The organism is Rhizobium tropici CIAT 899, assembly GCF_000330885.1.
Classification (GTDB): domain Bacteria; phylum Pseudomonadota; class Alphaproteobacteria; order Rhizobiales; family Rhizobiaceae; genus Rhizobium; species Rhizobium tropici.
Map to the genome: position 1 here is coordinate 2,019,478 of NC_020062.1, position 21,986 is coordinate 2,041,463.

The window sequence follows — 21,986 nt, forward strand, 5'->3', positions numbered from 1 at the left end:
TGCCGTGACTGCACTATCTCGGAACTAGCCCGTCAGTTGTGCTTTCGGCCTCGAATGGGTGGGGGTGGAGAAAGACAGGTGGTTCTTGGCAAGCTCGCGCAGACTAGCGAAAGGAAGCAGCGCCGTGAAGCCACCCTGTCGCGCCGCCGATCCGGCAATTTCCTGGGCGGCACGATTATAGGGCGTCGCTATCCCATGCAGACGCCCGAGAAGCACGATTTCTCCGTTCAGATAGTCGACTTCGCTCGAGGCGCCGCGCGTGAAGCTCTGCCACGTCGATTGCTGACCGGGGCGAATACCGGCATTCTCGGCGATCTTCCAGTGCGCTATGCTGACCGTACGTTCCGAGGGAGATGCAAATGTATAGCCCACGGCCTTGAGAACGGTCTCGGCCTCATCGACAAGGGCCGCGCTGAACGTTGCTCTTTCGTCGTCCGCGCCGTCGAAAAGCTCCAGCACATTGCGCACATTGTGAAGAAGCTTCGCCGCCTTCCATCGCTTGATATCGCTTGTTGCCTCGGCAATGTAATCCGACCGGCTAAGATCCGCGACGATCCTGGCCGCGGTCTCGTCCGAGCCTTGCGGATAGCGACCGATGGTGACGATCGCCACTTGCGGATCGCCCCCGACCACGACGTGGCCGACTTCCGTAAAACGAGCTGGTGTCAGGATGCTGGCGCCGTAGACATTCGGAAATAGCCGAAGAGCCGCCGCTTCCGTCGCCAGGCCATTCTGAAACGTGACGATCGGCAAGGCGGAGGCGGTCAGTCCCTCGGTATGCTCGACGGGCCGCCAGGCCCAAAAGGCGAGGGCTTCGGCAGCATCCTGCGATTTTACAGTCAGCAGGAGGATGTCTCCCTGCCTCAATGATGGCGGTTCAGTCGTGTCGAAGGCTTTGAGCCGGATTTGCCGGGTGCCGGCGGGCCGCTGGTAGACGAGGCCATGATCGACGATATGCCTGATCTGGGCGCCGCGTCCGACAAGGGCGTAGTCTGTCCCCGAAAGCTCAAACTGCGCGGCAAGGCTCGCACCGACGGCGCCCGCTCCGATGATGATGTAACGTGTCATGCTCGCCGCCCGGAAACTGCATTCAGGAGCTCCCGCGCGTCTTCTGCCTGCCGGGAACTGGGGGAGACAGCTGACGTCTTTTCAACCGCGAAAAGATGAGGCGATTCCTCTGCCTTTCGGCTCCATCTGTCACATGCCGAGCGCCCTAGAATGGAAACAGACGTGTCTTCCTGCGGCGCGTGGACGAGAACCGATTGGATGTCGCGGAAATGCCGCTCGATCCCGAGATCGCCATTGAGACCGGGATTGCCGAGCGTGCGAACGGCAAGCTGAACTGCGGCGCGTATGTTGCGGGCTGCAAGAAGGCGCGCCCTGATGAGCGCTTCAGGTTCATCCAGCGAATGGTCGAGCGCGTTGAATAGGATCTGTCTCGCACCACCCACGAGCAAGTCGATTTCACCGGCTGCGGAAATGAACCTTTCCGTTTTTGCGATCGGAACACCGAGATTGGCGGGGATGCGTTCATGACCGAAACGGATGAAAGCCTCCTGGGCAGCTTCTGCAGCTCCGAGGTATATGGCGGTCAGCGCGACGTTAGCGGCGGCATGGGCACGATTGTCCTGCGTGCCGATGGAAACGTCGACAAGGTCGAGGACGTCTTCAAGCGGCACCTCGACATCCTTGAACTCGACGTCGTGCGAGCCGCTGGCCCGCATTCCGAGGCTCTTCCAGTTCTCGATCACCTTGATGCCGCGAAGGGTCGACGGAACGACGAAAGTGCCGACGCGCTGCGGTGTCTCATCGGTGCGCGCCCAGACGAGGAAATGGGTCAGGCCAAGCGCACCCGTCACGAAACGCTTGCGCCCTGTGATCACCCATCCACTGGCGGTGCGGCGCGCCAATGTGTCGGGAAGGCCGCCTCGGGCGGGGGAACCGAGCTCGGGCTCGACGCGGGCCGCGTTCAGCAGGATCGGGCGATCGCGCGCGTCGTCGAGCAAACGTCGATAAAGCGGCTCCGGCCATTTGCTGCCCGCCGCCTGTCCGAGATGGGTGAATATGGTCATAGCGCTAATCAGGGCGACCGAAGGATCGCCGCGACCAAGCGCGGCCAGAATGCGCCCGACATCGGCAAGACCAGCACCTTTTCCACCGAACCTTGGCGCCACGGTGCTTTCGAGCAGCCCAGCCGCATGAACGGCCTCGATGCCGGCCCAGGGGAAGGCGCCGGATTCGTCTGCCGCCGCAGCTGCGGCGGCAAGCTTGCGGGTCACATCCGTCAGATCAATGGTGTTAAAGGACACTTTGCATCAGCCTCTTTGAAGCAGCGAGGAGCGCCATGCGCGGCGTTTGCCGCGCGATGGCCTGTCTTTGCGAACACAACCCGAATGGCGTTCGCCAATCTGTTTGTCGGTGCGTGACAATGTGGGATCAGGCGACGGCTTGCTGCGGCGCCTCTCTTGCCGCCAGATCCGCCCTGACGAGCGGCAGAATATAGCGGCCATAATCGACGGCATCGTTCAGGTTGTCATAGCCTCGGATCGAGATCAGATCTGCGCCGAGATCGACGTAATCGATAATGGAGTCCGCAATGGTTCTTGGAGAGCCGACCAGGGCCGTGGAGGCGCCACGCGCATTCGTCGCCGTCACCGTCGGATACCAGAGAGCACGATCGTGGACATCGCCGCGCGAGGCGATCTCAAGCAGGCGCTGCGAGCCGATATTCTGCGGAGAAGGCGCTGCGGGTGGCACCTTGCCAAGGCCCTTTGCGCGATTTTCCTTCAAAAGGTCGAGGGTGTGATGCGCCTTGGCCCAGGCAAGCTCGTCGGTCTCCGCAACGATCGGACGGAACGTCACCCAGATCCGCGGGCGATCCTTGCGCCCGGCGCGTGCCGCTTCGGCATGGATCCGATCGATTTGCTGCTTGGTTTCGGCCAGCGGCTCACCCCATAGGCCGAAGATGTCGGCAAGCGCGCCGCCGATGCGATAGGCATCGTCCGACGATCCGCCGACCGACACCGGGATGGTGCCGTTTACTGGACGCACGCGGCTGTGGAACTGCTTGAACTGATAGTAGCGGCCATCGAAGTCAAAGGGTTCACTCGACTGCCAGACGCGCCGCAGAATGCGGATATACTCCTCCTGCCGTTCGTAGCGCTGGCGCTTGTCAAGGAAGTCACCTTCCTTGGCCTGCTCCTCATCGCTTCCGCCGGCAATGAAGTGAACCACCACGCGCCCGCCGCTCAGCTGATCGAGCGTCGCGAGCGATTTTGCCGCGACTGTCGGATAGATCGTGTTCGGACGAAGGGCGATGATGATCTTGATATTCTTCGTATGCGCCGCAACCGTTGCGCCGATGGTAAAGGGGTCGAAGGAGGCGCTGTCGTAGGGAATAAGGGTATAGTTGAAGCCATAATCATCGAGCGAACGTGCATAGCGCTCTAGGAATTGCGGGTCGAGCGCGGGGTTTTCCAGAGGATTGAGCTCGGTCGAGGCATTCGGAAAGGTGACGCTGATGAATTCGGTCGGCATATCGATGTCCTATGGTTTCCTTCATCGGATTTGGACAGAATGCTAGCGTGACCCCCCGGCCTCAGAAAGACAGGTCGTTCTTTTTCTACTAAATTTATAGAATATTCGTGCTTAGGATGTCTTCAATCCTGAAGGCACAGTTCTATTCGACCCAATTCGTCATCCAATAGGTGAGTGCGGAGATAGCAGCCGCAGCCGGAAGCGTTATTACCCATGCGATGACAATATTGCCCGCCAATCCCCAGCGAACTGCGGAGACGCGCCGGGCGGCACCGACGCCGATGATAGCGCCCGTGATCGTATGGGTCGTCGAGACCGGGATGCCGAGCCATGTGGCGGCAAACAGTGTCAAAGCACCGCCGGTCTCGGCACAGAAACCCTGCATTGGATTGAGCCTAGTAATCTTCGAACCCATCGTATGCACGATCCGCCAGCCGCCAAACAGTGTCCCGAGCGCCATCGCGGACTGGCAGGACAATACAACCCAGAGGGGGACATGGAATTCCGCTCCGGTATGGCCCTGGGAATAGAGCAGAACGGCGATGATCCCCATCGTCTTCTGAGCGTCGTTTCCGCCATGACCAAGGGAATAGAGGGAGGCAGAGACAAATTGCAGTACACGGAAGGTGCTGTCGACGGCGAAGGGCGTCTGGCGAATGAATATCCAAGTCACGCACAGCACGAGGAAAAGCGCGAGAACGAAGCCCAGTAGCGGAGACATGACGATGGCGCCGGCCGTCTTCAGCAAGCCCGACCAGACAATGGCACCGATGCCGATTTTAGCCAGGCCGGCGCCGACGAGACCACCGACCAGTGCATGCGACGAACTTGATGGAATGCCGAACACCCAGGTCACGATGTTCCAGACGATCGCCCCCATCAGGGCAGCGAAGATGACCTGTGGCGTGACGATATTGGGATCGATGATGCCGGTGCCGAGGGTTTCGGCAACGTGGAGCCCGAAGAACAGGAAGGCGATAAAATTGAAGAATGCAGCCCATAGCACGGCATATTGCGGTCGCAGGACCCGGGTCGAGACGATGGTCGCAATGGAATTGGCGGCATCGTGCAGCCCGTTCAAAAAGTCGAAGAACAAGGCCACCGCGATGAGACCCGCCAGCAGCGGAAAAGCGAGGGTGGCCTCCATCAGACGTTCTCGATCACAATGCCGCTGATTTCATTGGCGACATCTTCGAACCGGTCGACGACCTTCTCCAGCTCGCCATAAATCTCGCTGCCGATGATGTAGGCCATCGGGTTCGTTGCGCCATGGCGGCGAAAGAGATCCTTCAGCCCTTGCTCATGGAGTTCATCGGAACGCTCTTCGACACCAACGATTTCTTCCGTGAGCGCGCTGAGGCGGGAGGAATTGGCACTCATACGATCGAGAAGAGGAATCGCATCAGCCACCAGTTTTGCCGCCTGAACGATCGCGCCGCCCATTTCCTGCATGCCGGGATCGAAGCTATCCTGCTCGAACAGGCGGATTGTCTTGACCGTCTTGTGCATCATGTCGATCGCATCGTCCATCGACATGATGAGATCCTTGATATCGCCACGGTCAAAAGGCGTGATGAAGCTGCGCCGTACCGCAAGCAAAACTTCGCGCGTGATGTCATCGGCCTCGTTCTCAAGTTCGACGATGCGTTTGCAGTGCCGCTCGGTGTCTTTGCCGCTCAGCAGTTCGTTCAGGGCTTCTGCGGCGCTGACGATTGTACGGGAATGCCGGCCGAACAGATCGAAAAAGCGATCTTCACGAGGCATCAATTTACGGAACCAATTCACTCTCGGCGCTCCGAACGTGTGTTGTCATAAATCCGTCATAAATGATGGAGGCCACCATGAAAAGCCAAAGTGCCCGCGAAACCACGGTCTTCGACAGTCTCGCAAGAGTTGGGATGCCGATAGAGGTGCTACACCGTATAGAGCGGGTCAAAAATCGCCATCCGCTTCTGTCGGCTTCTCCAACAAAACAAGGACAACAGGGAACAATGACCGCCAGGCCCCGTTTGTTTCCTGTCGTCGACATGGAGTCCGCTGATGAGTGCGCGTGCGCAATGGAAAGGATATCTGAAGTTCGGGGAGGTCGGCTGCGCTGTTGCGCTCTATACGGCAGTTTCCACGTCCGAGCGGATTTCCTTTCACACGCTGAACCGCGCAACCGGCAATCGCGTCCGACGGGAATTCATAGATGCCGCGAGCGGAAAACCGGTGTCGCGCGAGGATCAGGTCAAAGGCTACGAACTCAACAAGGACGATTACATCGTTCTTGAGCCTGAGGAAATCGCTGCGGCGGTGCCGGAAAGCGACAAGGTCTTGCAGATAAAGGCCTTCATGGCATGCGACGACATTGATGACGTCTATTTCGACCGTCCGTATTATCTTGCCCCTTCCACTCCGGCGAGCGAAGAGGCATTCGCATTGATCCGCGACGGAATGCGCAAGAAGCAGGTCGCTGCCATTGCCCAAACCGTTCTGTTTCGCCGCCTGCGAACCGTCATGATCCGTGCCCACGGCAAAGGGCTGATCGCGACGGTATTGAATTTCGACTACGAGGTTCGCTCGGCAAAAGAAGCGTTCGAGGATGTGCCCGATATGAAAATCAAGGGCGAAATGCTCGATCTCGCCAAGCACATCATCGCCACCAAGAAAGGCAAATTCGACCCGAGCGAATTCGACGATCGCTATGAGGCAGCGCTTGGGGAGCTCGTAAAGGCCAAGATCGAGGGCAAGAAGATTCCGCAACGCAAGCCGGCAAAGGTCGCCAAGGTGACCGATCTCATGGAGGCTCTACGCCAGAGTGCCGGCATGAGTGGCCAAGGTAAGGCAAGCGCAAAGGAACCCGCCAGGAAATCGGGCGCCGCCGCCGGCAAAGCGGCAAAATCGCGAACGAAGTCTTCTTCGCGGCCGCAACGCAAGGCGAGCTGACGATGGCATTGGAGACCTACAACCGCAAACGCGACTTCAGCAGGACAACCGAGCCGAGAGGACGAGCCGGCAAGAAAAAGATCGCAATATCCGGCAACAGCTACGTCATCCAGAAGCATGACGCGCGCCGGCTCCACTATGATTTTCGCCTCGAATTGGACGGAGTTTTGAAGAGCTGGGCCGTGACCAAAGGGCCGAGCCTGATAGTCGGAGAAAAACGGCTCGCGGTGCAGACCGAAGATCACCCACTGGAGTATGGTGATTTCGAAGGCACGATCCCCAAGGGCGAATATGGCGGCGGGACCGTCATCGTCTGGGACAAGGGCTCTTGGACGCCGCTTGGCGACCCCCATAAGGGCCTTGCAAAGGGACATCTCGAATTCGAGCTCCACGGAAAGAAACTCGGCGGCCGGTGGCATCTGATCCGCATGGCGGGAAAGCCACGCGAGAAGCGGGAAAACTGGCTGCTGATCAAAGGCGAAGACGAGGCGGCCCGCCCGGAAGGCGCTGCCGATATTCTCGAGGAACGACCGGAATCGGCAAAAACGGGGCGTATTATAGACGAAGTCGAGAACGAAAAGCCGGGCTGGTCTTCGAAGAGCGGGAAGATCCGTCGCAGGACCAGCCGAAAGAAGGATGATGACGCCAAGGAGGAAGCCGACAAAGCCGAAACGCAAACGGATGCAACGCCCGTTGATCCCTCATCTTTGAAGGGTGCCCTCAAGGCTCCTCTGCCGTCCTTCGTCGAACCTGCTTTGGCGACATTGGTATCCAAACCACCTTCGGGCTCCCGGTGGCTTCACGAAATCAAATTCGATGGCTATCGGCTCGAGGTCCGCATCGAGGCAGGCCGCATCAAGCTGCTGACACGCAGCGGCCTCGACTGGAGCCAGAAATTCGGCAAGGAGATTGTCAGCGCCTTCCGGGATCTCCCCGTCGGCACCGCAATCATCGACGGCGAGCTGGTCGTTGAGCCGGCGGCCGGCGCTTCCGATTTCTCTGCCCTGCAGGCGGATCTCAGCGAAGGCCGTAGCGACCGCTTCGTCTTCTATGCTTTCGATCTCCTCTATCTGGACGGATACGACCTGAAGGCCTCGCCTCTGATCGGCCGCAAGGAATTGCTGCGGAAGATCATCCCATCCGAAACCGGGATCCTTCGCTTCAGCAGTCATTTCGATGAAAATGGCGACCTGCTGTTGTCGCATGCCTGCAGGTTGAGCCTGGAAGGGATCGTATCGAAGATTGCCAACGATCCATATCGCCCCGGCCGCGGCAAGTCATGGGTGAAATCAAAATGTTCGTCTCGGCAGGAATTCGTGATCGGCGGCTGGGTCCCATCGACAACGTCACGAAAGGCGATCGGCTCGCTGGTGCTCGGCGTCTATCAAGACGGCAAGCTCGAACATGTCGGCCGCGTCGGTACGGGATACACGCACACTGTCGCCGAGCAGCTCTTCAAAAGGCTAACCCGCCTGCAAGTGAAGGAAAATCCTTTCGCAACCAAGCTCACCGCGGAAGAGCATCGCGGTGTCCGCTTCGTGCAGCCCGAACTGGTTGCGGAAGTCGAATTTCGCGCCTGGACGGCGGACGGCCATTTGCGCCACGCCTCCTTCCGCGGATTGCGAGAAGACAAGAACCCGCTCGAAATCGTTCGCGAAACACCGAAATCCACGAGGGAGTCCTCAGCTGAGAAGCCGGCGCGCAGCAGCGTATCCTTGACCCACGGCGATCGCCTCTATTGGCCTGACGAAGGTGTTACGAAGGCGGGGCTTGCGGATTATTATGCCGAGGTCTGGCGTTATATGGGGCCTTTCGTCGTCGGCCGGCCGCTCGCGCTGGTACGCTGTCCCAACGGGATTGCCGGTCAGCATTTTTTCCAGAAGCATGCCTGGAAGGGCATGAACCGGAACATCGCCTTGGCGAAAGATCCGCAAGACGAAGAGCCCTATGTCAGCATCGACGACCTGAATGGCCTGATCGGCCTCGTGCAGGCAGCAGTCCTCGAAATCCATCCCTGGGGATCGATGATCGGCAACTGGGAAAAGCCCGACATGATCATCATGGACCTCGATCCGGGCCCAGACGTCGCCTGGAGCAAAGTCATCGCCGCCGCGGAAGAAACGGCAGAACGGCTGAGGCAAACAGGGCTCGTTCCTTTCGTGAAAACTTCGGGCGGAAAAGGGCTGCACATTGTCTGCCCGCTGGTTGCCAGGGCCGAATGGCCAGCGGTCAAGGCCTTTACCAAGGGTATCGCCGACGCCATGGCCGCCGACAGCCCCGATCGTTATGTTTCCACCATCACCAAGTCGAAACGCCGCGGCAAGATCCTGATCGATTATCTGAGAAATCAACGCGGCTCGACTGCCGTCGCGCCCTACTCCACCCGCGCCCGGCCGGGCGCCGCCGTCTCGATGCCTTTATTATGGGAGGAGCTGAGCCCGGCAATAGGGCCGGACTATTTTACCGTGCTCAATGTGCCGACGCGGCTTGCCGCGCTCCATTCGGATCCCTGGGCCGACTTCCGGAAAGCCGCCGAACCGTTGCCCCAGCCCGCCGCGAAGGCCAAGCGTAAGTTATAACTAACAAATCTCTTCCTGGCAGCGAAAGCCCGCAGGTGACTAGCGTTTCCTTGCGCCCTTTTCCTGCGAAAGGCTCTTGCGAAGGGCATCCATAATGCTGATGACATTGCTGGGTGCTGCGGCTTCTTCCACCTTTGCTTTGGCGGGCCGCTTGCGCCCTTTCTTCTTGGCAGCGATGATATCGAGCAGCTTTTCCTGAACTGGGTCCGAAACCATCGCCGGATCCCACGGTTTCGTTCGTTCATCTATCAGCTCGCCGACCAGCGTCATCAGCTTGCCGTCCACCGACTCTGATCCGATATTTCCAAAATAGTTCCGTTCATCGCGCACCTCGTCGCCGAAGCGCAGGGTCCAAAGGACGATCCCCCTGTCTCTAGGCTCGAGCATGACGGCACGTTCGCGGCGATACATGACGAGCCGGGATATGCCGACCATGCGGCTTGCGGCCATCGCATCGCGGATCACACAGTAGGCCTCTTCGCCAACAGCATCGTCTGGTGCCAGATAATGCGGCGTATCGAACCAGATCCATTCGATGCTGTCGCGCGGTACGAACATCTCGATATCGATCGTCCGGGTGCTTTCAAGGCCAACCGCATCGAGTTCCTCATCCTCAAGCATGACATAGTCATTTTCCCCGCGCTCATAGCCCTTCACTTCATCGTCCTCATCCACCGCCTTGCCTGTGACGGAATCGACGTATTGGCTGACGATGCGATTGCCTGTCTTTCTATTGAGTGTGTGGAAACGAACCTTTTCATTATCACTTGTCGCCGGCGCCATGGCGACAGGGCAAGTCACCAGCGACAGTTTGAGATAGCCTTTCCAGAAAGAACGCGGAGCCATGTTTTTCTCTCCAATAGGAAGGGAACGATCTCCGGCATTTCCTGGTTCCCTGGCAAGATGCTATTGCGGCCGAGACTCAATGCATACCACCACCGCCGCCCTCCTTGAGATCGACATTGCTGAGGATCAAGGCGAGTGGAATGGCGCAGAGCACGATCAGCATCAACACATGGAATACATCGATATAGGCCAGGAAGCTCGCCTGGGTCTGCACTTGCTGCCCGACCCAGGCGGTCGCCTGCGCCTTCGCATCCGCCATGGTCGCTCCCTTCTCGGCAAAATAGCGTGTCATGGTTTGCAGCGCGTCGTGATAGGCGGGTGAAGATGGCGTGATATGCTCGACGAGCCGACTCTGGTGCCACCGCTCGCGATGAGCCAGCACGTTCGACGCAATGCAGACGCCGATCGAACCGCCAATATTTCGGGCGGCATTGATCATGGCGGATGCCTGGTTGGTCTGCTCCGGTCTCAGACCGTAATAGGAAGCCGAGGTGATCGGAATGAAGATCAGCGGTAGGCCAAGTCCTATATAGAGGCGCGACCAGACGAAGAAACTGAAGTTCAATCCCGGATAAAGCCTGGTCAATTGCCACATGGATACCGCAATGATCGCCGCACCGATCGCAATCAGATATTTCGGTTGAATCACGGAATTGACGCGTCCGGCAACGAACATCATGACCATGGTAACAAGACCGCCCGGCGATAAGGCCAGCCCCGCCCATGTTGCGGTATATCCGTAGTTCTGCTGCACGACTTCAGGAATGAACTGCGTCGTTGCGATCAGGATCGCGCCAACCGCCATCATGACGATGAAGCAGGAGCCGAATTGCCGTGTGCCGAGCAGCCAGCCATCGATGATCGGATTGGCTTTCGTCAAAACCCATGGAATGGCAAGAAGAAGCGATAGCAGGCAGATCGACGCTGTCAGGATGATGAAGTTGGAACCGAACCAATCATCGGTTTGCCCTCGATCGAGCGTAAGCTCCAGCGAACCAAGAAATGTCGCAACCAGCAGAAAACCGACGATGTCGAAGCGCACGCCCTTGCGCCGAAACTCCTCGCGCATCTGCTTCGTCTTCGTCGTTTCCTTGAGCAGGGCATAAACGAGGATGAAGGCGAAGACGCCGACCGGACCGTTGATGAGAAAACACCAGTGCCAGGAAAGATTATCCGAGAGATAGCCGCCCAGGGTCGGGCCGATGACCGGCGCGACGACCACGGCGACGCCGAAAAGCGCAAAAGCCTGCCCGCGCTTTGCCGGCGGGAAGGCATCCGCCAGGATCGCCTGCGAGGTCGGCACCATGCCGCCGCCGGCAAAGCCCTGGATCATCCGAAAGATCAGCAACGTCTCGAGATTCCAGGACAACCCGCACAGGATGGAAGCGATGGTAAAGGTTGCGAGGCACAGAAGATAAAAACGTCGGCGGCCGAACCGTTCAGCAAAGTAACTGCTGGCAACGAGCACAATGGCATTCGAGACGAGATACGTCGTCACCACCCAGGAAGCTTCATCGGAACTGACGGCAAGGCCGCCGGAAATGTAGCGCAACGCCACGTTGGCGATCGTGGTATCCAGCACCTCCATGAAGGTCGCAAGCGACACGACGATGGCGATGAGCCAGGGATTCGTCGCGCGCTCGGATGAGGTCGCACCTCCGTTTGCCGTGGCCGCGCCGCTCATCTCAGTTCCTCGGCCGGACCGTGACCGTCGGCACGACGGACATGCCGGGGCCGATGGGGAGATCGGCGGGCCATTGGTCAACGACGATCTTGACGGGTACACGCTGCGTGACCTTCACATAGTTGCCGGTCGCGTTTTCCGCCGGCAGGAGTGAAAAGGCGGTGCCGGAGCCTGGCTGGACGGAGGCCACCTTGCCATGCAGCGTATGATCCGGATAGGCGTCGATCGTCACATCCACCGGCTGATCCGGACGCATGTCGGTCAGCTGCGTTTCCTTGAAATTCGCAGTAATCCAGATCTCATCCGGGACGAAAGTTGCGATCGCCTGGCCGGCGTCGATGAACTGGCCCTTTGCGCCGGTGAGACGGACGACGCGGCCGGGCTGCGCAGCGGTTATCGTCGTATAGCTGAGATTTTGCTGGGCTTCTTCGGCCTGCGCTTGCGCCTGCTTGAGGCTTGCCAGCGCGCTCGATTTCTGCGCCTCAGCCGCGGCCTTGTTCTTCAAGGCGGAAGTCACGTTTGCCTGCATCTGGGCAAGGCTTGCCTGATCCTGCTGCAAGGTGGACGCCGCCTGCTGTACCGCCTGCACGCTGCCCGATCCGGATTTGACCAGCTGCTGCTGGCGACTGGCCTCCTGCTGCGCATATTGCAGGGCCGCGTTGGCCGAGTTCAGCTGCGCCTTTGCCACATCGACGGAGGCGACAGCCGCCTCGATCTGCGCACTCGCGCTCTCGACAGAGGCCTCAGCGGCCTCTATCTGCGCGTTTGCCTGGTCAAGCGCGATCTGGTAATCCCGCGGCTCGATCCGCAGGATGACATCGCCGGCCTTGACATGCTGGTTGTCGGTCACCGGCACGTCGGAAACATAGCCGGAGACCTTGGCGGCAACGGAGAAATTGCGAGCACCGACGAAGGCATCGTCCGTCGTCTCGTAGGGATAGAAATACACCTTCCATGCGAACCATCCGGCGGCGATGAGAACCACCAGAGCCACAACACCGAGCAGGATCCAGAAGGGATGACGGCGAAGGAAGGAAGGCCGCTTTGCTTCCTGCCGGGCCTCTTTCTGACGTTCGATTTCATCTGAAACCTGCTGTGTCGGCCGGTCCGGCCTGGTTTCCATGTTTGTAGATTGATTGTCAGCCATGACATGACCTTTGCTTTTGTCCTGCTCAATCTGACGTCGGCGGTTCAATGAAGAGGTGGTCAGCGCTATAGAAAGCGCGCGATCTCTTTCAGATCCTGGATGAAGGCGGCCCGGTTTCTTTCTCTCTCGTCAGCCTCCCTGATCCGCAACAGCGCCGAGGGATGGATGGTCACGAGAACATCGAGCTTTGCGGACGAATGCAGGATATGTCCGCGATCGCGCATGACCTTCACCTTCGTCCCCAGCAGGGAGGATACGGCAGTAGCGCCGAGGGCGACGACCAGTTTTGGCTGCAGCAGCTCAAGTTCCGCGCCTAGCCACCAGGCGCAACGTTGTATCTCTCCGGCATTCGGCCGAGCGTGCAGACGCTTCTTGCCGCGCATCTGATATTTGAAATGCTTGACGGCGTTGGTGACATAGCAGCGATCGCGATCGACGCCTGCCTCATCAAGGCATTGATCCAGCAGCCGGCCTGCAGGCCCCACGAAAGGTCGAGCGGCCTGATCCTCCTTATCGCCGGGTTGCTCACCGACGAGAACGATTTCAGCGCTGCGAGGCCCCTCGCCGAATACAAGATGAGTGGCGTTGCGATAGAGGTCGCAGCGTTGGCATGATTGCGCATCGTCGTGCAGCTCGTCGAGTGTCTCTGCGTCTGCATGTTCATACGCTAAGGAAGGGCCTGCGCCGGCCGAAGCAAATCTCTCGAGCATTGGGGGCTCGCAATGGTTCCAGATTCTTCAACGATCAACTAATCGCCCTTCTGTTTGTTCCATCGCTGCGACCCTGACCCTGCGGGGAACCCACGCAACCGGCATTCGTTACATCGATAGGAACATCCAAAAGGAGAAATCCTCATGAGCAGTCAAAGCAAACCCGAGTCCCTCACACTCAGTGCATTCTTCGCTGACGAATATGATGCGGAAGCTGCGGCTCAGGAACTGATGGATGCCGGCATTCCGAAGGATGCAATTACCATGACGCCCGGCAATCGGCCTGACACAACGCCAATCGATCATATGGGCTTTCTCGACGCGTTGACGGGTATCTTCTTTCATGAAGAACAGCGCACAGCCTATGCGGCGGCGCTGGAACAGGGAGGAATGCTGGTCACTGTCCAGGAGTTGGACGAGGCGCAACACAATATCGCCCTGCCCATCCTGGCGGAGAAGGGCCAGATCGAGATCAACGAACGGGAAGGCGGGCGCTGAGGCAGGTCTCCGCTCTTGGCAATCACGTGCAATCAGTTTGGCGGGTGGCCCGACCTATGCTGATCACTGCGAATCTTCTGCGCATCCGTGAAGCCATGCGCCCATTCATCGCGCCGTTGATCGCCCTGTGGAAACGGATTGTTGTCGCTGCACGCCCGTTCGCAAAGGCCCTTCTGCCGAGCTCATAGGCATCGTCTTCGGAGTTCCTATCGTCGCTCCCGGTTTTCATGGCTATACCTGCTCCAACACAAGGCGTGCATCGAGGCAGGCGGTCACGAAAGCAGCTCTTGATGCCTCGATGGGAACCCTGTGCAAAACGGCTGCTGCGCATTTTGCCTTCGCATTGATGTAAGCTGAGCTTCTTTCACAGGGCCATCCTCGTGACAGGAAATGAATTGCCTCTTCGGGCCCCCGGATCATCTGATCGTCTCGACCACGGGCTGCAAGGCGGACCGGCTTGGTCCAAAGCGTCGTGAATTCCACGTCAATGACATCGTACATCCCATCCTCCCATCTCCTGCCTCTCATTCATCTGGATGGCCGCCTCCCCTTTCGATCGAACACTGGATATTGGCATTTGTTCCTCAAATCCTCCGATACAGAGCGGCCTTGCAGAGGTCTCCACATCGGGTCAGGAACCTCCGTCTGACGGGCATATGCGGGGACAGATGGAAACCCACACAAAGCCCGAGGTCTCGTGGTGGAGGCAGGATTGGGGGATAATAAGATCGTCAATGACCCTCTTCGCCGAGGCGCGCCGCCAATTGCTGGCGAGCACGGTTGATCCGGCTTTTCACCGTGCCGATCGCACAACCGAATCTTTCCGCGGCAGCATCATAGGACCGCCCTTCGATGACAACGTATTGAAGCACCGAGCGATAATGTTCCGGCAACAGATTGCATGCCTCCTCAAGCTCTTTCGCCCGAATGGTCCATTCCTGTGATGGCTGCGCTACTCCATCGCCGGAAACGCATTTGTTGGCGCCGGGAGCTTCGCGCCTGTTGATACGAAATTTGGTGCAGAAGGTATTGCGCATGATCGTGAACAGCCAAGATTTCAGCCTGGTGCCGCGATCGAATTGGTCGAGATTGGCCAGCGCTTTCGTCAAGGTTTCCTGGACCAGATCATCCGCGTCGTTGGCATTTCTGTGAAAGCTACGCGCAAAGGCGCGAAGAGCCGGAATAAGCTCAACGATTTCATTTTGCAGACCGGCCGTTCGGTACATATCGCTCACAAGCCTTCTCCTCGGGAAGTAGCGCAAGCGGTATCCGGCGGCATTGGATCGCAATGCCGGGACTCGGCTTCTGCCGAGGCGCAACGCGCGTCAGCACACCCAGGAGTCGTTAGAACAAACGACCTGATGAGTTGTGCAGATTTGCTGCTCGCTATGCGCGGTGATGCATATCAGGATGCTTCGGAGCGTTCTTCCTACTCGGGATGCTCCTGGCATCTTTCAAGGGAACGGTTGCATCCGGAGCTTGTTCCAAGAGAATCCAAATAATTGCAGTCTATCGAAACAGGACGACAGGAAGGAAGCGAAATCGCTCTATTCCGACTATCGCTCGATCGGTCCTACGGCTTGTCTCCGGCATTCGAGTAGGTACACCCGATCCGCTCCCAACGGACGAAAAATCCAAAAATCCGGAAACAATGGTGCGGTTTCCGAGTTTGAAGGCAGCAAAGCCAAAAGAGGAAATACCAATGTTGACAAGAATGATCGCGGTATGTGCCCTTTCGATCGGCATGGCCACGGCAGCCATGGCGCAGCAATCGGGCTCCGGCGCAGCCGGCACCGGTAGTTCAGGCAGCGGTAACGGTGCCGGAACCAATTCGCAGAACGGAGCTACTCCCAGCGGAAATGGAGGTACCGGCAACAATACGACGGGAACCAATGGCACCCCAAATTCCAATGGTCAATCACAGGATTGCAATGCCATGAAGACTGGTAAGAATACTACGCGAGGTACGGATACTCAAAGCAGCGGCCAGTCGAGCGACAGCACATCACGCAGCAATTGCCCGCAGTGACAGCAGCTGATGGATACGACAATGCCATCTGAATTTCACGCCCCCCCTTCGTTGCCGGTATCCACAATGTGGATTGCCGGCGACAGGCGACTCATTCGAGGAGCAGAATCATGATGAACAGTGCTCAGGAGCTGGCCGAAGAATATCTGAGGCTTGGCGGCAGAAGACTGCTTGTAATGGATGACAATATCCTATCAACAAATAGTTGGGAGGCCGATCCTCTCGAAGCGGAAACCTTCTGGAATAGGGAAATAGAGAGTCTGCCGCCTAAGCGGCGCAGCGAAGTCATGTCATTCCTGCCTTCCATCAACGTCACCTGAGACGACAGGACGTTGGACGTCGGCAACGTCCCGCATGAACGCAATCCGATGCAAGCGCAATAGATAACATGAAAAGAACTGGAACCATCCGTATCGGTATTTCAGGTTGGACTTACGCTCCGTGGCGCGGTGTTTTCTATCCGAAGAACGTGCCGCAGAAAAGGGAGCTCGCCTACGCGTCCTCACAGTTTCCATCCATCGAAATCAATGGCACTTTCTATAGCCTTCAAACCCCCGAGACTTTTGCCAGGTGGCGGGATGCGACACCGGATGATTTCGTCTTCGCAGTCAAGGGATCCCGCTACATAACCCATCTACGCAGGCTCCGGGAGGTCGAGGTGCCGCTTGCCAACTTCATGGCGTCCGGCGTGCTGCGGCTGGGAGCAAAACTCGGCCCGATCCTCTGGCAATTCCCTCCGCGACTGCGCTTTGACCCGGTACTATTCTCCACCTTCATGGAGATGCTGCCGAAAGATACCGATGACGCTGCTCATCTGGCCAGGCGGCACGACGAGCGAGTGAACGGCCGCGAATGGCTGCGGGCAGAAGAAAAAAGACCGCTCCGCCATGCCTTCGAAATCCGCAACGAGAGCTTCGTGGACCCCGACTTCATCGAACTCTTACGGAAACATAAGATCGGGCTCGTCTGCGCAGATACCGTGGAATGGCCTTTGCTCATGGATGTCACCGCAGACTTCGTCTATTGCCGCCTGCATGGCTCGGAGGAGCTATATGTCAGCGGATATGACGACGAGGCTCTGAAGGTCTGGGCGGAACGGATCGACGATTGGGCGCACGGGCGCGAGCCGACCAAGGCCAACCGCGTCCTGGAGCCGCTGAAACAACCACAGCGTGGCCGCGACGTCTATGTCTATTTCGACAATGATGTGAAGGTACGGGCGCCGGCCGACGCACAACGACTGAGCCAGCGTCTTGGACTAACCCCGCAAAAGGAGAGTGTAGCCCGTACGAAGCACCTGCGGCGGCATCGGCGGGAAATCCCAAAGTCTCGACCGCAACATCGGCCAGCATAATCAACTCAGCTCATTCGAGCTGACCCCATGCCGGGTTCCAATTCACGCCTTCCGACAATTCGACGTAAATGGGCCGCATGATTTCACCGGACATTTTGTTGCGGGCTGCCCGGAAAGCATCATCGGGCTCCATCTCCTCACCTGGAAAGATGGTGTCATCCTCTCCGGGCGGCGTGACCTTGCGCAGGAATCCGCGGATCTGATCGCCAGAATGGTAGAACTTGACGACGATAGAACCCGGCGGCACCGCGTTCTCGCGATATCGATGATAGATTTCCATCTTACACCTCCCAACCTCGGGGGCCTCTCAGGCGGGGTGCGCCTTGCCGTTACAAGAGGACCATGCATTTCGTCCGGCCGCGGCCGGCCGAATCGTACCAATCCAAACCGCCCTCCTCCGCTTTGGTTCCCACATGGGAATTAAGCCGCGGGCCAAGGTGGCCGAGCGGGGCAATTGGGCGCAAAGAAATCGTCAGCGCAATTCAGCGTACGGCGCGTTCAGTGGTCTGATCATAGGCATTTTTAGGTAGCAGCAGCAGATATGCTTGATCTGACAGCGGTTGCCCGCTAGGTTGCCGCCGCAATCAAACGCAAAGATATGGGGATATCATGCCAACTGGCACGGTTAAGTTTTTCAATACAGACAAGGGCTTCGGCTTCATTACGCCGGAAAGTGGAGGACCTGACGTTTTCGTTCATGTCTCCGCCCTGCAATACGGCAACGTGCTTCGGGAGGGACAGTCCGTTTCCTACGATCTCGGTCAGGATCGGAAGACAGGCAAGACAAAGGCGGAAAACGTCAGACCGCTCTGACGGTTATAAATATGTCACTACCCGACATTTCGGGTAGTGCACTCGGCCGCTATGGGGCGCCTGCCGACGTTTCGCCTGAACCATCGTCAGCCGAAACGGCCATTTGCGTCGTCCGATGGTTCCTACATAAATGCGGTCACGGCCATGCCGATCACGGCGACGAACATGATTGCGCAGGCGATCCAGCCAAGCGCTTTCAACCCGCCGCGGATGACGAACTGTTTCATGACGTCGCGATTGGTGGCGATCAGCATCAGAATCACCATAACTGGAACCGCGACGACACCATTGATGACGGCACTCCAGAACAGGGCCTTCATCGGCGGGATGGGCGTAAAGTTCAACAGCATGCCCACCACCGTCGCCAAGCCCACCGTCGTATAGAAAGCCTTCGCTTCGCCCGGCTCGCGCGACAGCCCGACCTTCCACCGAGCCGCCTCCCCGACAGCATATGCAGCCGAGCCTGCGAGAACAGGAACAGCCAGAAGGCCTGTTCCGATAATCCCTGTGGCAAAAATGACCTTGGCAAATTGTCCGGCCAGCGGCTCGATCGCCTTCGCTGCATCGACGGAACTCTCGATGCTTGTCGCACCGGCCTTGTTAAGCGTAGCCGCCGTCGTCATGATGATCGCGAGCGCGACGATGTTGGATGCCGCCATGCCGATGAGGGTGTCCAGCGTGATGCGAGTGTCCGCCCTTTTTGCTTCCTGAGGGTGTTTGACAAGCGGTTCCTGCCGCGGCTTCTCCTTCAGATCTTCGGCCTCCTGGGACGCCTGCCAGAAAAACAGATAGGGGCTGATCGTCGTTCCGAAAATTGCGACGATCATCGACCAATAGTTCGGATCGGTCTTGAAGGTCGGCAGCAGCAGTCCGCGGGTGAAAGCCGACCAATCGATATGCACCACGAACAGGGTCGCGATGTAGGATAAAAGCGCCAGGCTCAGCCATTTCAGGACTGCAACGTAACGCTTGTATTTGAGAAGGACCTGCAGAAGAATGCAAATGATGCCGAAGGCGGCGACGTAAATCAGCGAATTGCCGCTCAGCAGCAAATGTGCGGCATCTCCCATCGCACCGAGATCGGCGCCGAGATTGATGACATTGGCGATCAGGAGCGGAAAAGTGATGCTTATCCCCACCCAGCGAGGATAACACTTCGCCATGCTGCCCGCCAAACCTCGTCCCGTGGTCCGGCCGATGTGCGCGCTGATCATCTGCACGGCAGCCATCAGCGGATAGGTCAGGAGCAGGGTCCAACTCGCGATATACCCGAATTGCGCTCCGGCCTGCGAATAGGTCGCGATCCCGCTCGGGTCGTCGTCCGAGGCGCCGGTGACCAGGCCCGGCCCCAGGATTTCAAAAATTCTCGGCTTTGACGGCTCGACGACCTCACTTTTGTCATCCATCTGATAGTCGCTCATGACTGCCTCCCAGCAGAAACCGGCACAGCGCATCATCGTGCCTTCCGGTGCGAGTGAACCGCACTTGCAGGCGTTTTGTTCCCGAGAAGCAGATTGTCGGAATGGAACCCGCCCGAGCTTAGGGCGTGGCTGGCAAGGAGTAAAAACGCTTTCACTTCAGAGCGATGACAGGTCAGGAGCAGGGTCCAACTCGCGATATACCCGAATTGCGCTCCGGCCTGCGAATAGGTCGCGATCCCGCTCGGGTCGTCGTCCGAGGCGCCGGTGACCAGGCCCGGCCCCAGGATTTCAAAAATTCTCGGCTTTGACGGCTCGACGACCTCACTTTTGTCATCCATCTGATAGTCGCTCATGACTGCCTCCCAGCAGAAACCGGCACAGCGCATCATCGTGCCTTCCGGTGCGAGTGAACCGCACTTGCAGGCGTTTTGTTCCCGAGAAGCAGATTGTCGGAATGGAACCCGCCCGAGCTTAGGGCGTGGCTGGCAAGGAGTAAAAACGCTTTCACTTCAGAGCGATGACACTTATCGTATCGGGCACGACGGAATCGCCAGCTGATTTGAGGGATATGACAATGAGCGTGCTTCTTTCTCCTGAACTCACGGTTTGCGGCATTGAGGAGTTGCCCGATCAGCGCTTGCGAAACGTCACCCACGTGCTTTCCCTCCTCGATCCGGAATATCCCGAGCTCGACGTCTTCCATTCCTACGCGGAGCACCATCGCACGACGTTGCGTTTTCACGACATCATAGCGTCAGCGCTGGGTCGCGTGATGCCGCAGCCGGAACATGTCGAAGCGATCCTGAAATTCGGCTCCGAGTTTCAGGCTCGGCAAGACGCTGAGGCGCCGAGCCATCTGCTGGTGCATTGCCATATGGGCGTATCGCGCTCGACCGCAGCCATGCTCTCATTGATGGCGCAATCAAACCCCGAAGAATCGGGGGAGAGCCTCTTTGCTCGCCTGATTGCCATCCGCCCGCAGGCTTGGCCGAACTCTCAAATGATCGGCTTTGCCGACGAACAACTCGGCAGGAACGGCGACTTGAAGGCGGCACTTGCCCGCCACTATGGCCGGCAGATCAAGGGACGGCCCGACTTTGTCGAATGGATGACCCGCCTCGGACGCCAGGCGGAACTCGATATGGCAATCCCGGCGTAAAGAGTATGCCTCCGGCCTGACGAGGGCCGTCTGCACGAAGCTTTTAGCCGCTCGAGCAGACAGCCGGATCATCGCAACGGCCGTCTCCGCGGCCGGCACACTTAATGTGCAGGAGCCGGCTCTGCCTCGGGCGCATCCTTCTTGTGATGGTCGGCCGCAAGCAGCATATAGACCGCAGGCACGACGAAGAGCGTGAACAGGTCAGGAGCAGGGTCCAACTCGCGATATACCCGAATTGCGCTCCGGCCTGCGAATAGGTCGCGATCCCGCTCGGGTCGTCGTCCGAGGCGCCGGTGACCAGGCCCGGCCCCAGGATTTCAAAAATTCTCGGCTTTGACGGCTCGACGACCTCACTTTTGTCATCCATCTGATAGTCGCTCATGACTGCCTCCCAGCAGAAACCGGCACAGCGCATCATCGTGCCTTCCGGTGCGAGTGAACCGCACTTGCAGGCGTTTTGTTCCCGAGAAGCAGATTGTCGGAATGGAACCCGCCCGAGCTTAGGGCGTGGCTGGCAAGGAGTAAAAACGCTTTCACTTCAGAGCGATGACACTTATCGTATCGGGCACGACGGAATCGCCAGCTGATTTGAGGGATATGACAATGAGCGTGCTTCTTTCTCCTGAACTCACGGTTTGCGGCATTGAGGAGTTGCCCGATCAGCGCTTGCGAAACGTCACCCACGTGCTTTCCCTCCTCGATCCGGAATATCCCGAGCTCGACGTCTTCCATTCCTACGCGGAGCACCATCGCACGACGTTGCGTTTTCACGACATCATAGCGTCAGCGCTGGGTCGCGTGATGCCGCAGCCGGAACATGTCGAAGCGATCCTGAAATTCGGCTCCGAGTTTCAGGCTCGGCAAGACGCTGAGGCGCCGAGCCATCTGCTGGTGCATTGCCATATGGGCGTATCGCGCTCGACCGCAGCCATGCTCTCATTGATGGCGCAATCAAACCCCGAAGAATCGGGGGAGAGCCTCTTTGCTCGCCTGATTGCCATCCGCCCGCAGGCTTGGCCGAACTCTCAAATGATCGGCTTTGCCGACGAACAACTCGGCAGGAACGGCGACTTGAAGGCGGCACTTGCCCGCCACTATGGCCGGCAGATCAAGGGACGGCCCGACTTTGTCGAATGGATGACCCGCCTCGGACGCCAGGCGGAACTCGATATGGCAATCCCGGCGTAAAGAGTATGCCTCCGGCCTGACGAGGGCCGTCTGCACGAAGCTTTTAGCCGCTCGAGCAGACAGCCGGATCATCGCAACGGCCGTCTCCGCGGC

22 protein-coding genes and 2 pseudogenes are annotated in these 21,986 nt (G+C 58.4%); 9 read left to right on the forward strand and 15 right to left on the reverse strand.

What is annotated here, in order from left to right; genetic code table 11:
• Positions 1 to 24 precede the first annotated feature (24 nt).
• The 5 genes from RTCIAT899_RS31330 to RTCIAT899_RS31350 all read right to left on the reverse strand — a co-directional run bounded on the left by RTCIAT899_RS31330 (position 25) and on the right by RTCIAT899_RS31350 (position 5,301).
• Positions 25 to 1,068: a ketopantoate reductase family protein gene (locus tag RTCIAT899_RS31330; protein WP_015343869.1), complete on the reverse strand. Its 1,044-nt coding sequence runs from the start codon at positions 1,066 to 1,068 to the stop codon at positions 25 to 27.
• Positions 1,065 to 2,309, reverse strand: a complete 1,245-nt coding sequence (locus RTCIAT899_RS31335) for an acyl-CoA dehydrogenase family protein (RefSeq protein ID WP_015343870.1) — start codon at positions 2,307 to 2,309, stop codon at positions 1,065 to 1,067. The genes RTCIAT899_RS31330 and RTCIAT899_RS31335 overlap by 4 nt, the downstream gene beginning before the upstream one ends.
• A gap of 127 nt (positions 2,310 to 2,436) precedes the next feature.
• The gene (locus RTCIAT899_RS31340; RefSeq protein ID WP_015343871.1) at positions 2,437 to 3,537 is read right to left on the reverse strand and encodes an LLM class flavin-dependent oxidoreductase; all 1,101 of its coding nucleotides are present in this window, start codon (positions 3,535 to 3,537) and stop codon (positions 2,437 to 2,439) included.
• Between the two features lie 142 nt (positions 3,538 to 3,679).
• Positions 3,680 to 4,684 carry an inorganic phosphate transporter gene (locus tag RTCIAT899_RS31345; RefSeq protein WP_015343872.1) on the reverse strand — a complete coding sequence of 335 codons (1,005 nt, stop codon included), beginning with the start codon at positions 4,682 to 4,684 and terminating at the stop codon, positions 3,680 to 3,682.
• Positions 4,684 to 5,301, reverse strand: coding sequence for a DUF47 family protein (locus RTCIAT899_RS31350; RefSeq protein ID WP_041678289.1), 618 nt, complete (start codon positions 5,299 to 5,301; stop codon positions 4,684 to 4,686). The genes RTCIAT899_RS31345 and RTCIAT899_RS31350 overlap by 1 nt, the downstream gene beginning before the upstream one ends.
• Before the next feature lie 276 nt (positions 5,302 to 5,577).
• Between RTCIAT899_RS31350 and ku (RTCIAT899_RS31355) the strand changes: the two genes are divergently transcribed.
• Together ku (RTCIAT899_RS31355) and ligD are read left to right on the forward strand one after the other, a co-directional pair.
• Complete coding sequence (gene ku, locus RTCIAT899_RS31355; protein WP_015343874.1) at positions 5,578 to 6,465, forward strand: non-homologous end joining protein Ku; 888 nt, start codon at positions 5,578 to 5,580, stop codon at positions 6,463 to 6,465.
• 2 nt (positions 6,466 to 6,467) lie between these two features.
• Positions 6,468 to 9,044 carry a DNA ligase D gene (gene ligD / locus RTCIAT899_RS31360; RefSeq protein WP_015343875.1) on the forward strand — a complete coding sequence of 859 codons (2,577 nt, stop codon included), beginning with the start codon at positions 6,468 to 6,470 and terminating at the stop codon, positions 9,042 to 9,044.
• Between the two features lie 39 nt (positions 9,045 to 9,083).
• Here the strand turns inward: ligD and ku (RTCIAT899_RS31365) are convergent, their stop codons facing one another.
• The 4 genes from ku (RTCIAT899_RS31365) to RTCIAT899_RS31380 form a co-directional block, all read right to left on the reverse strand.
• Positions 9,084 to 9,890: a non-homologous end joining protein Ku gene (gene ku / locus RTCIAT899_RS31365; RefSeq protein ID WP_015343876.1), complete on the reverse strand. Its 807-nt coding sequence runs from the start codon at positions 9,888 to 9,890 to the stop codon at positions 9,084 to 9,086.
• 76 nt (positions 9,891 to 9,966) lie between these two features.
• Positions 9,967 to 11,574, reverse strand: a complete 1,608-nt coding sequence (locus RTCIAT899_RS31370) for a DHA2 family efflux MFS transporter permease subunit (protein WP_015343877.1) — start codon at positions 11,572 to 11,574, stop codon at positions 9,967 to 9,969.
• 1 nt (position 11,575) lies between these two features.
• On the reverse strand, positions 11,576 to 12,721 hold the full coding sequence (locus RTCIAT899_RS31375) for an HlyD family secretion protein (RefSeq protein ID WP_015343878.1): 1,146 nt from the start codon (positions 12,719 to 12,721) through the stop codon (positions 11,576 to 11,578).
• A 65-nt stretch (positions 12,722 to 12,786) separates the two neighbouring features.
• The gene (locus tag RTCIAT899_RS31380) at positions 12,787 to 13,431 is read right to left on the reverse strand and encodes a UdgX family uracil-DNA binding protein (RefSeq protein WP_015343879.1); all 645 of its coding nucleotides are present in this window, start codon (positions 13,429 to 13,431) and stop codon (positions 12,787 to 12,789) included.
• A 144-nt stretch (positions 13,432 to 13,575) separates the two neighbouring features.
• On the opposite strand from RTCIAT899_RS31380, the gene RTCIAT899_RS31385 reads away from it, so the two are divergent.
• Positions 13,576 to 13,929, forward strand: a complete 354-nt coding sequence (locus tag RTCIAT899_RS31385) for a hypothetical protein (protein ID WP_015343880.1) — start codon at positions 13,576 to 13,578, stop codon at positions 13,927 to 13,929.
• 231 nt (positions 13,930 to 14,160) lie between these two features.
• Here the strand turns inward: RTCIAT899_RS31385 and RTCIAT899_RS34700 are convergent, their stop codons facing one another.
• Both RTCIAT899_RS34700 and RTCIAT899_RS31395 read right to left on the reverse strand, forming a co-directional pair.
• Positions 14,161 to 14,457 (reverse strand): DUF982 domain-containing protein, encoded by a 297-nt coding sequence (locus RTCIAT899_RS34700; RefSeq protein WP_135488169.1) that lies wholly within the window; start codon positions 14,455 to 14,457, stop codon positions 14,161 to 14,163.
• Positions 14,458 to 14,660: 203 nt separating this feature from the next.
• Positions 14,661 to 15,164 (reverse strand): sigma-70 family RNA polymerase sigma factor, encoded by a 504-nt coding sequence (locus RTCIAT899_RS31395; RefSeq protein ID WP_015343882.1) that lies wholly within the window; start codon positions 15,162 to 15,164, stop codon positions 14,661 to 14,663.
• 467 nt (positions 15,165 to 15,631) lie between these two features.
• On the opposite strand from RTCIAT899_RS31395, the gene RTCIAT899_RS33435 reads away from it, so the two are divergent.
• From RTCIAT899_RS33435 to RTCIAT899_RS31405, 3 genes are all read left to right on the forward strand, one after another.
• Positions 15,632 to 15,958, forward strand: a complete 327-nt coding sequence (locus RTCIAT899_RS33435; protein ID WP_135488168.1) for an oxidoreductase — start codon at positions 15,632 to 15,634, stop codon at positions 15,956 to 15,958.
• A gap of 110 nt (positions 15,959 to 16,068) precedes the next feature.
• Positions 16,069 to 16,278: a hypothetical protein gene (locus RTCIAT899_RS31400; RefSeq protein ID WP_015343884.1), complete on the forward strand. Its 210-nt coding sequence runs from the start codon at positions 16,069 to 16,071 to the stop codon at positions 16,276 to 16,278.
• Between the two features lie 68 nt (positions 16,279 to 16,346).
• The gene (locus RTCIAT899_RS31405; protein WP_015343885.1) at positions 16,347 to 17,312 is read left to right on the forward strand and encodes a DUF72 domain-containing protein; all 966 of its coding nucleotides are present in this window, start codon (positions 16,347 to 16,349) and stop codon (positions 17,310 to 17,312) included.
• 10 nt (positions 17,313 to 17,322) lie between these two features.
• Here RTCIAT899_RS31405 and RTCIAT899_RS31410 read toward each other — a convergent pair whose 3' ends face one another.
• The gene (locus RTCIAT899_RS31410; RefSeq protein ID WP_015343886.1) at positions 17,323 to 17,592 is read right to left on the reverse strand and encodes a hypothetical protein; all 270 of its coding nucleotides are present in this window, start codon (positions 17,590 to 17,592) and stop codon (positions 17,323 to 17,325) included.
• 329 nt (positions 17,593 to 17,921) lie between these two features.
• Here RTCIAT899_RS31410 and RTCIAT899_RS31415 point away from each other — a divergent pair, with 329 nt between their 5' ends.
• Positions 17,922 to 18,125 carry a cold-shock protein gene (locus RTCIAT899_RS31415; RefSeq protein ID WP_015343887.1) on the forward strand — a complete coding sequence of 68 codons (204 nt, stop codon included), beginning with the start codon at positions 17,922 to 17,924 and terminating at the stop codon, positions 18,123 to 18,125.
• Between the two features lie 122 nt (positions 18,126 to 18,247).
• Here the strand turns inward: RTCIAT899_RS31415 and RTCIAT899_RS31420 are convergent, their stop codons facing one another.
• Together RTCIAT899_RS31420 and RTCIAT899_RS33440 are read right to left on the reverse strand one after the other, a co-directional pair.
• Positions 18,248 to 19,546: an NRAMP family divalent metal transporter gene (locus RTCIAT899_RS31420; protein ID WP_041678507.1), complete on the reverse strand. Its 1,299-nt coding sequence runs from the start codon at positions 19,544 to 19,546 to the stop codon at positions 18,248 to 18,250.
• Between the two features lie 170 nt (positions 19,547 to 19,716).
• Positions 19,717 to 19,899: pseudogene (locus RTCIAT899_RS33440) on the reverse strand (divalent metal cation transporter); the annotation flags it as partial.
• 221 nt (positions 19,900 to 20,120) lie between these two features.
• On the opposite strand from RTCIAT899_RS33440, the gene RTCIAT899_RS31430 reads away from it, so the two are divergent.
• Complete coding sequence (locus tag RTCIAT899_RS31430) at positions 20,121 to 20,705, forward strand: tyrosine phosphatase family protein (RefSeq protein WP_015343889.1); 585 nt, start codon at positions 20,121 to 20,123, stop codon at positions 20,703 to 20,705.
• A gap of 199 nt (positions 20,706 to 20,904) precedes the next feature.
• Here the strand turns inward: RTCIAT899_RS31430 and RTCIAT899_RS33445 are convergent.
• Positions 20,905 to 21,087: pseudogene (locus RTCIAT899_RS33445) on the reverse strand (divalent metal cation transporter); the annotation flags it as partial.
• 221 nt (positions 21,088 to 21,308) lie between these two features.
• Here RTCIAT899_RS33445 and RTCIAT899_RS31440 point away from each other — a divergent pair.
• Complete coding sequence (locus RTCIAT899_RS31440; RefSeq protein ID WP_015343889.1) at positions 21,309 to 21,893, forward strand: tyrosine phosphatase family protein; 585 nt, start codon at positions 21,309 to 21,311, stop codon at positions 21,891 to 21,893.
• Positions 21,894 to 21,986 lie beyond the last annotated feature (93 nt).

Bases quoted from the DNA above. Each gene is read 5' to 3' on its own strand.
- RTCIAT899_RS31440 (WP_015343889.1), top strand. From the start codon at position 21,309: ATGAGCGTGCTTCTTTCTCCTGAACTCACGGTTTGCGGCATTGAGGAG.
- RTCIAT899_RS31415 (WP_015343887.1), top strand. From the start codon at position 17,922: ATGCCAACTGGCACGGTTAAGTTTTTCAATACAGACAAGGGCTTCGGC.
- RTCIAT899_RS31330 (WP_015343869.1), bottom strand. From the start codon at position 1,068: ATGACACGTTACATCATCATCGGAGCGGGCGCCGTCGGTGCGAGCCTT.
- RTCIAT899_RS31345 (WP_015343872.1), bottom strand. From the start codon at position 4,684: ATGGAGGCCACCCTCGCTTTTCCGCTGCTGGCGGGTCTCATCGCGGTG.
- ku (WP_015343876.1), bottom strand. From the start codon at position 9,890: ATGGCTCCGCGTTCTTTCTGGAAAGGCTATCTCAAACTGTCGCTGGTG.
- ku (WP_015343874.1), top strand. From the start codon at position 5,578: ATGAGTGCGCGTGCGCAATGGAAAGGATATCTGAAGTTCGGGGAGGTC.
- RTCIAT899_RS31340 (WP_015343871.1), bottom strand. From the start codon at position 3,537: ATGCCGACCGAATTCATCAGCGTCACCTTTCCGAATGCCTCGACCGAG.
- RTCIAT899_RS31350 (WP_041678289.1), bottom strand. From the start codon at position 5,301: ATGCCTCGTGAAGATCGCTTTTTCGATCTGTTCGGCCGGCATTCCCGT.
- RTCIAT899_RS31370 (WP_015343877.1), bottom strand. From the start codon at position 11,574: ATGAGCGGCGCGGCCACGGCAAACGGAGGTGCGACCTCATCCGAGCGC.
- RTCIAT899_RS34700 (WP_135488169.1), bottom strand. From the start codon at position 14,457: ATGAGAGGCAGGAGATGGGAGGATGGGATGTACGATGTCATTGACGTG.
- RTCIAT899_RS31400 (WP_015343884.1), top strand. From the start codon at position 16,069: ATGATGAACAGTGCTCAGGAGCTGGCCGAAGAATATCTGAGGCTTGGC.
- RTCIAT899_RS33435 (WP_135488168.1), top strand. From the start codon at position 15,632: ATGTTGACAAGAATGATCGCGGTATGTGCCCTTTCGATCGGCATGGCC.
- ligD (WP_015343875.1), top strand. From the start codon at position 6,468: ATGGCATTGGAGACCTACAACCGCAAACGCGACTTCAGCAGGACAACC.
- RTCIAT899_RS31420 (WP_041678507.1), bottom strand. From the start codon at position 19,546: ATGAGCGACTATCAGATGGATGACAAAAGTGAGGTCGTCGAGCCGTCA.
- RTCIAT899_RS31405 (WP_015343885.1), top strand. From the start codon at position 16,347: ATGAAAAGAACTGGAACCATCCGTATCGGTATTTCAGGTTGGACTTAC.
- RTCIAT899_RS31410 (WP_015343886.1), bottom strand. From the start codon at position 17,592: ATGGAAATCTATCATCGATATCGCGAGAACGCGGTGCCGCCGGGTTCT.
- RTCIAT899_RS31375 (WP_015343878.1), bottom strand. From the start codon at position 12,721: ATGGCTGACAATCAATCTACAAACATGGAAACCAGGCCGGACCGGCCG.
- RTCIAT899_RS31385 (WP_015343880.1), top strand. From the start codon at position 13,576: ATGAGCAGTCAAAGCAAACCCGAGTCCCTCACACTCAGTGCATTCTTC.
- RTCIAT899_RS31380 (WP_015343879.1), bottom strand. From the start codon at position 13,431: ATGCTCGAGAGATTTGCTTCGGCCGGCGCAGGCCCTTCCTTAGCGTAT.
- RTCIAT899_RS31430 (WP_015343889.1), top strand. From the start codon at position 20,121: ATGAGCGTGCTTCTTTCTCCTGAACTCACGGTTTGCGGCATTGAGGAG.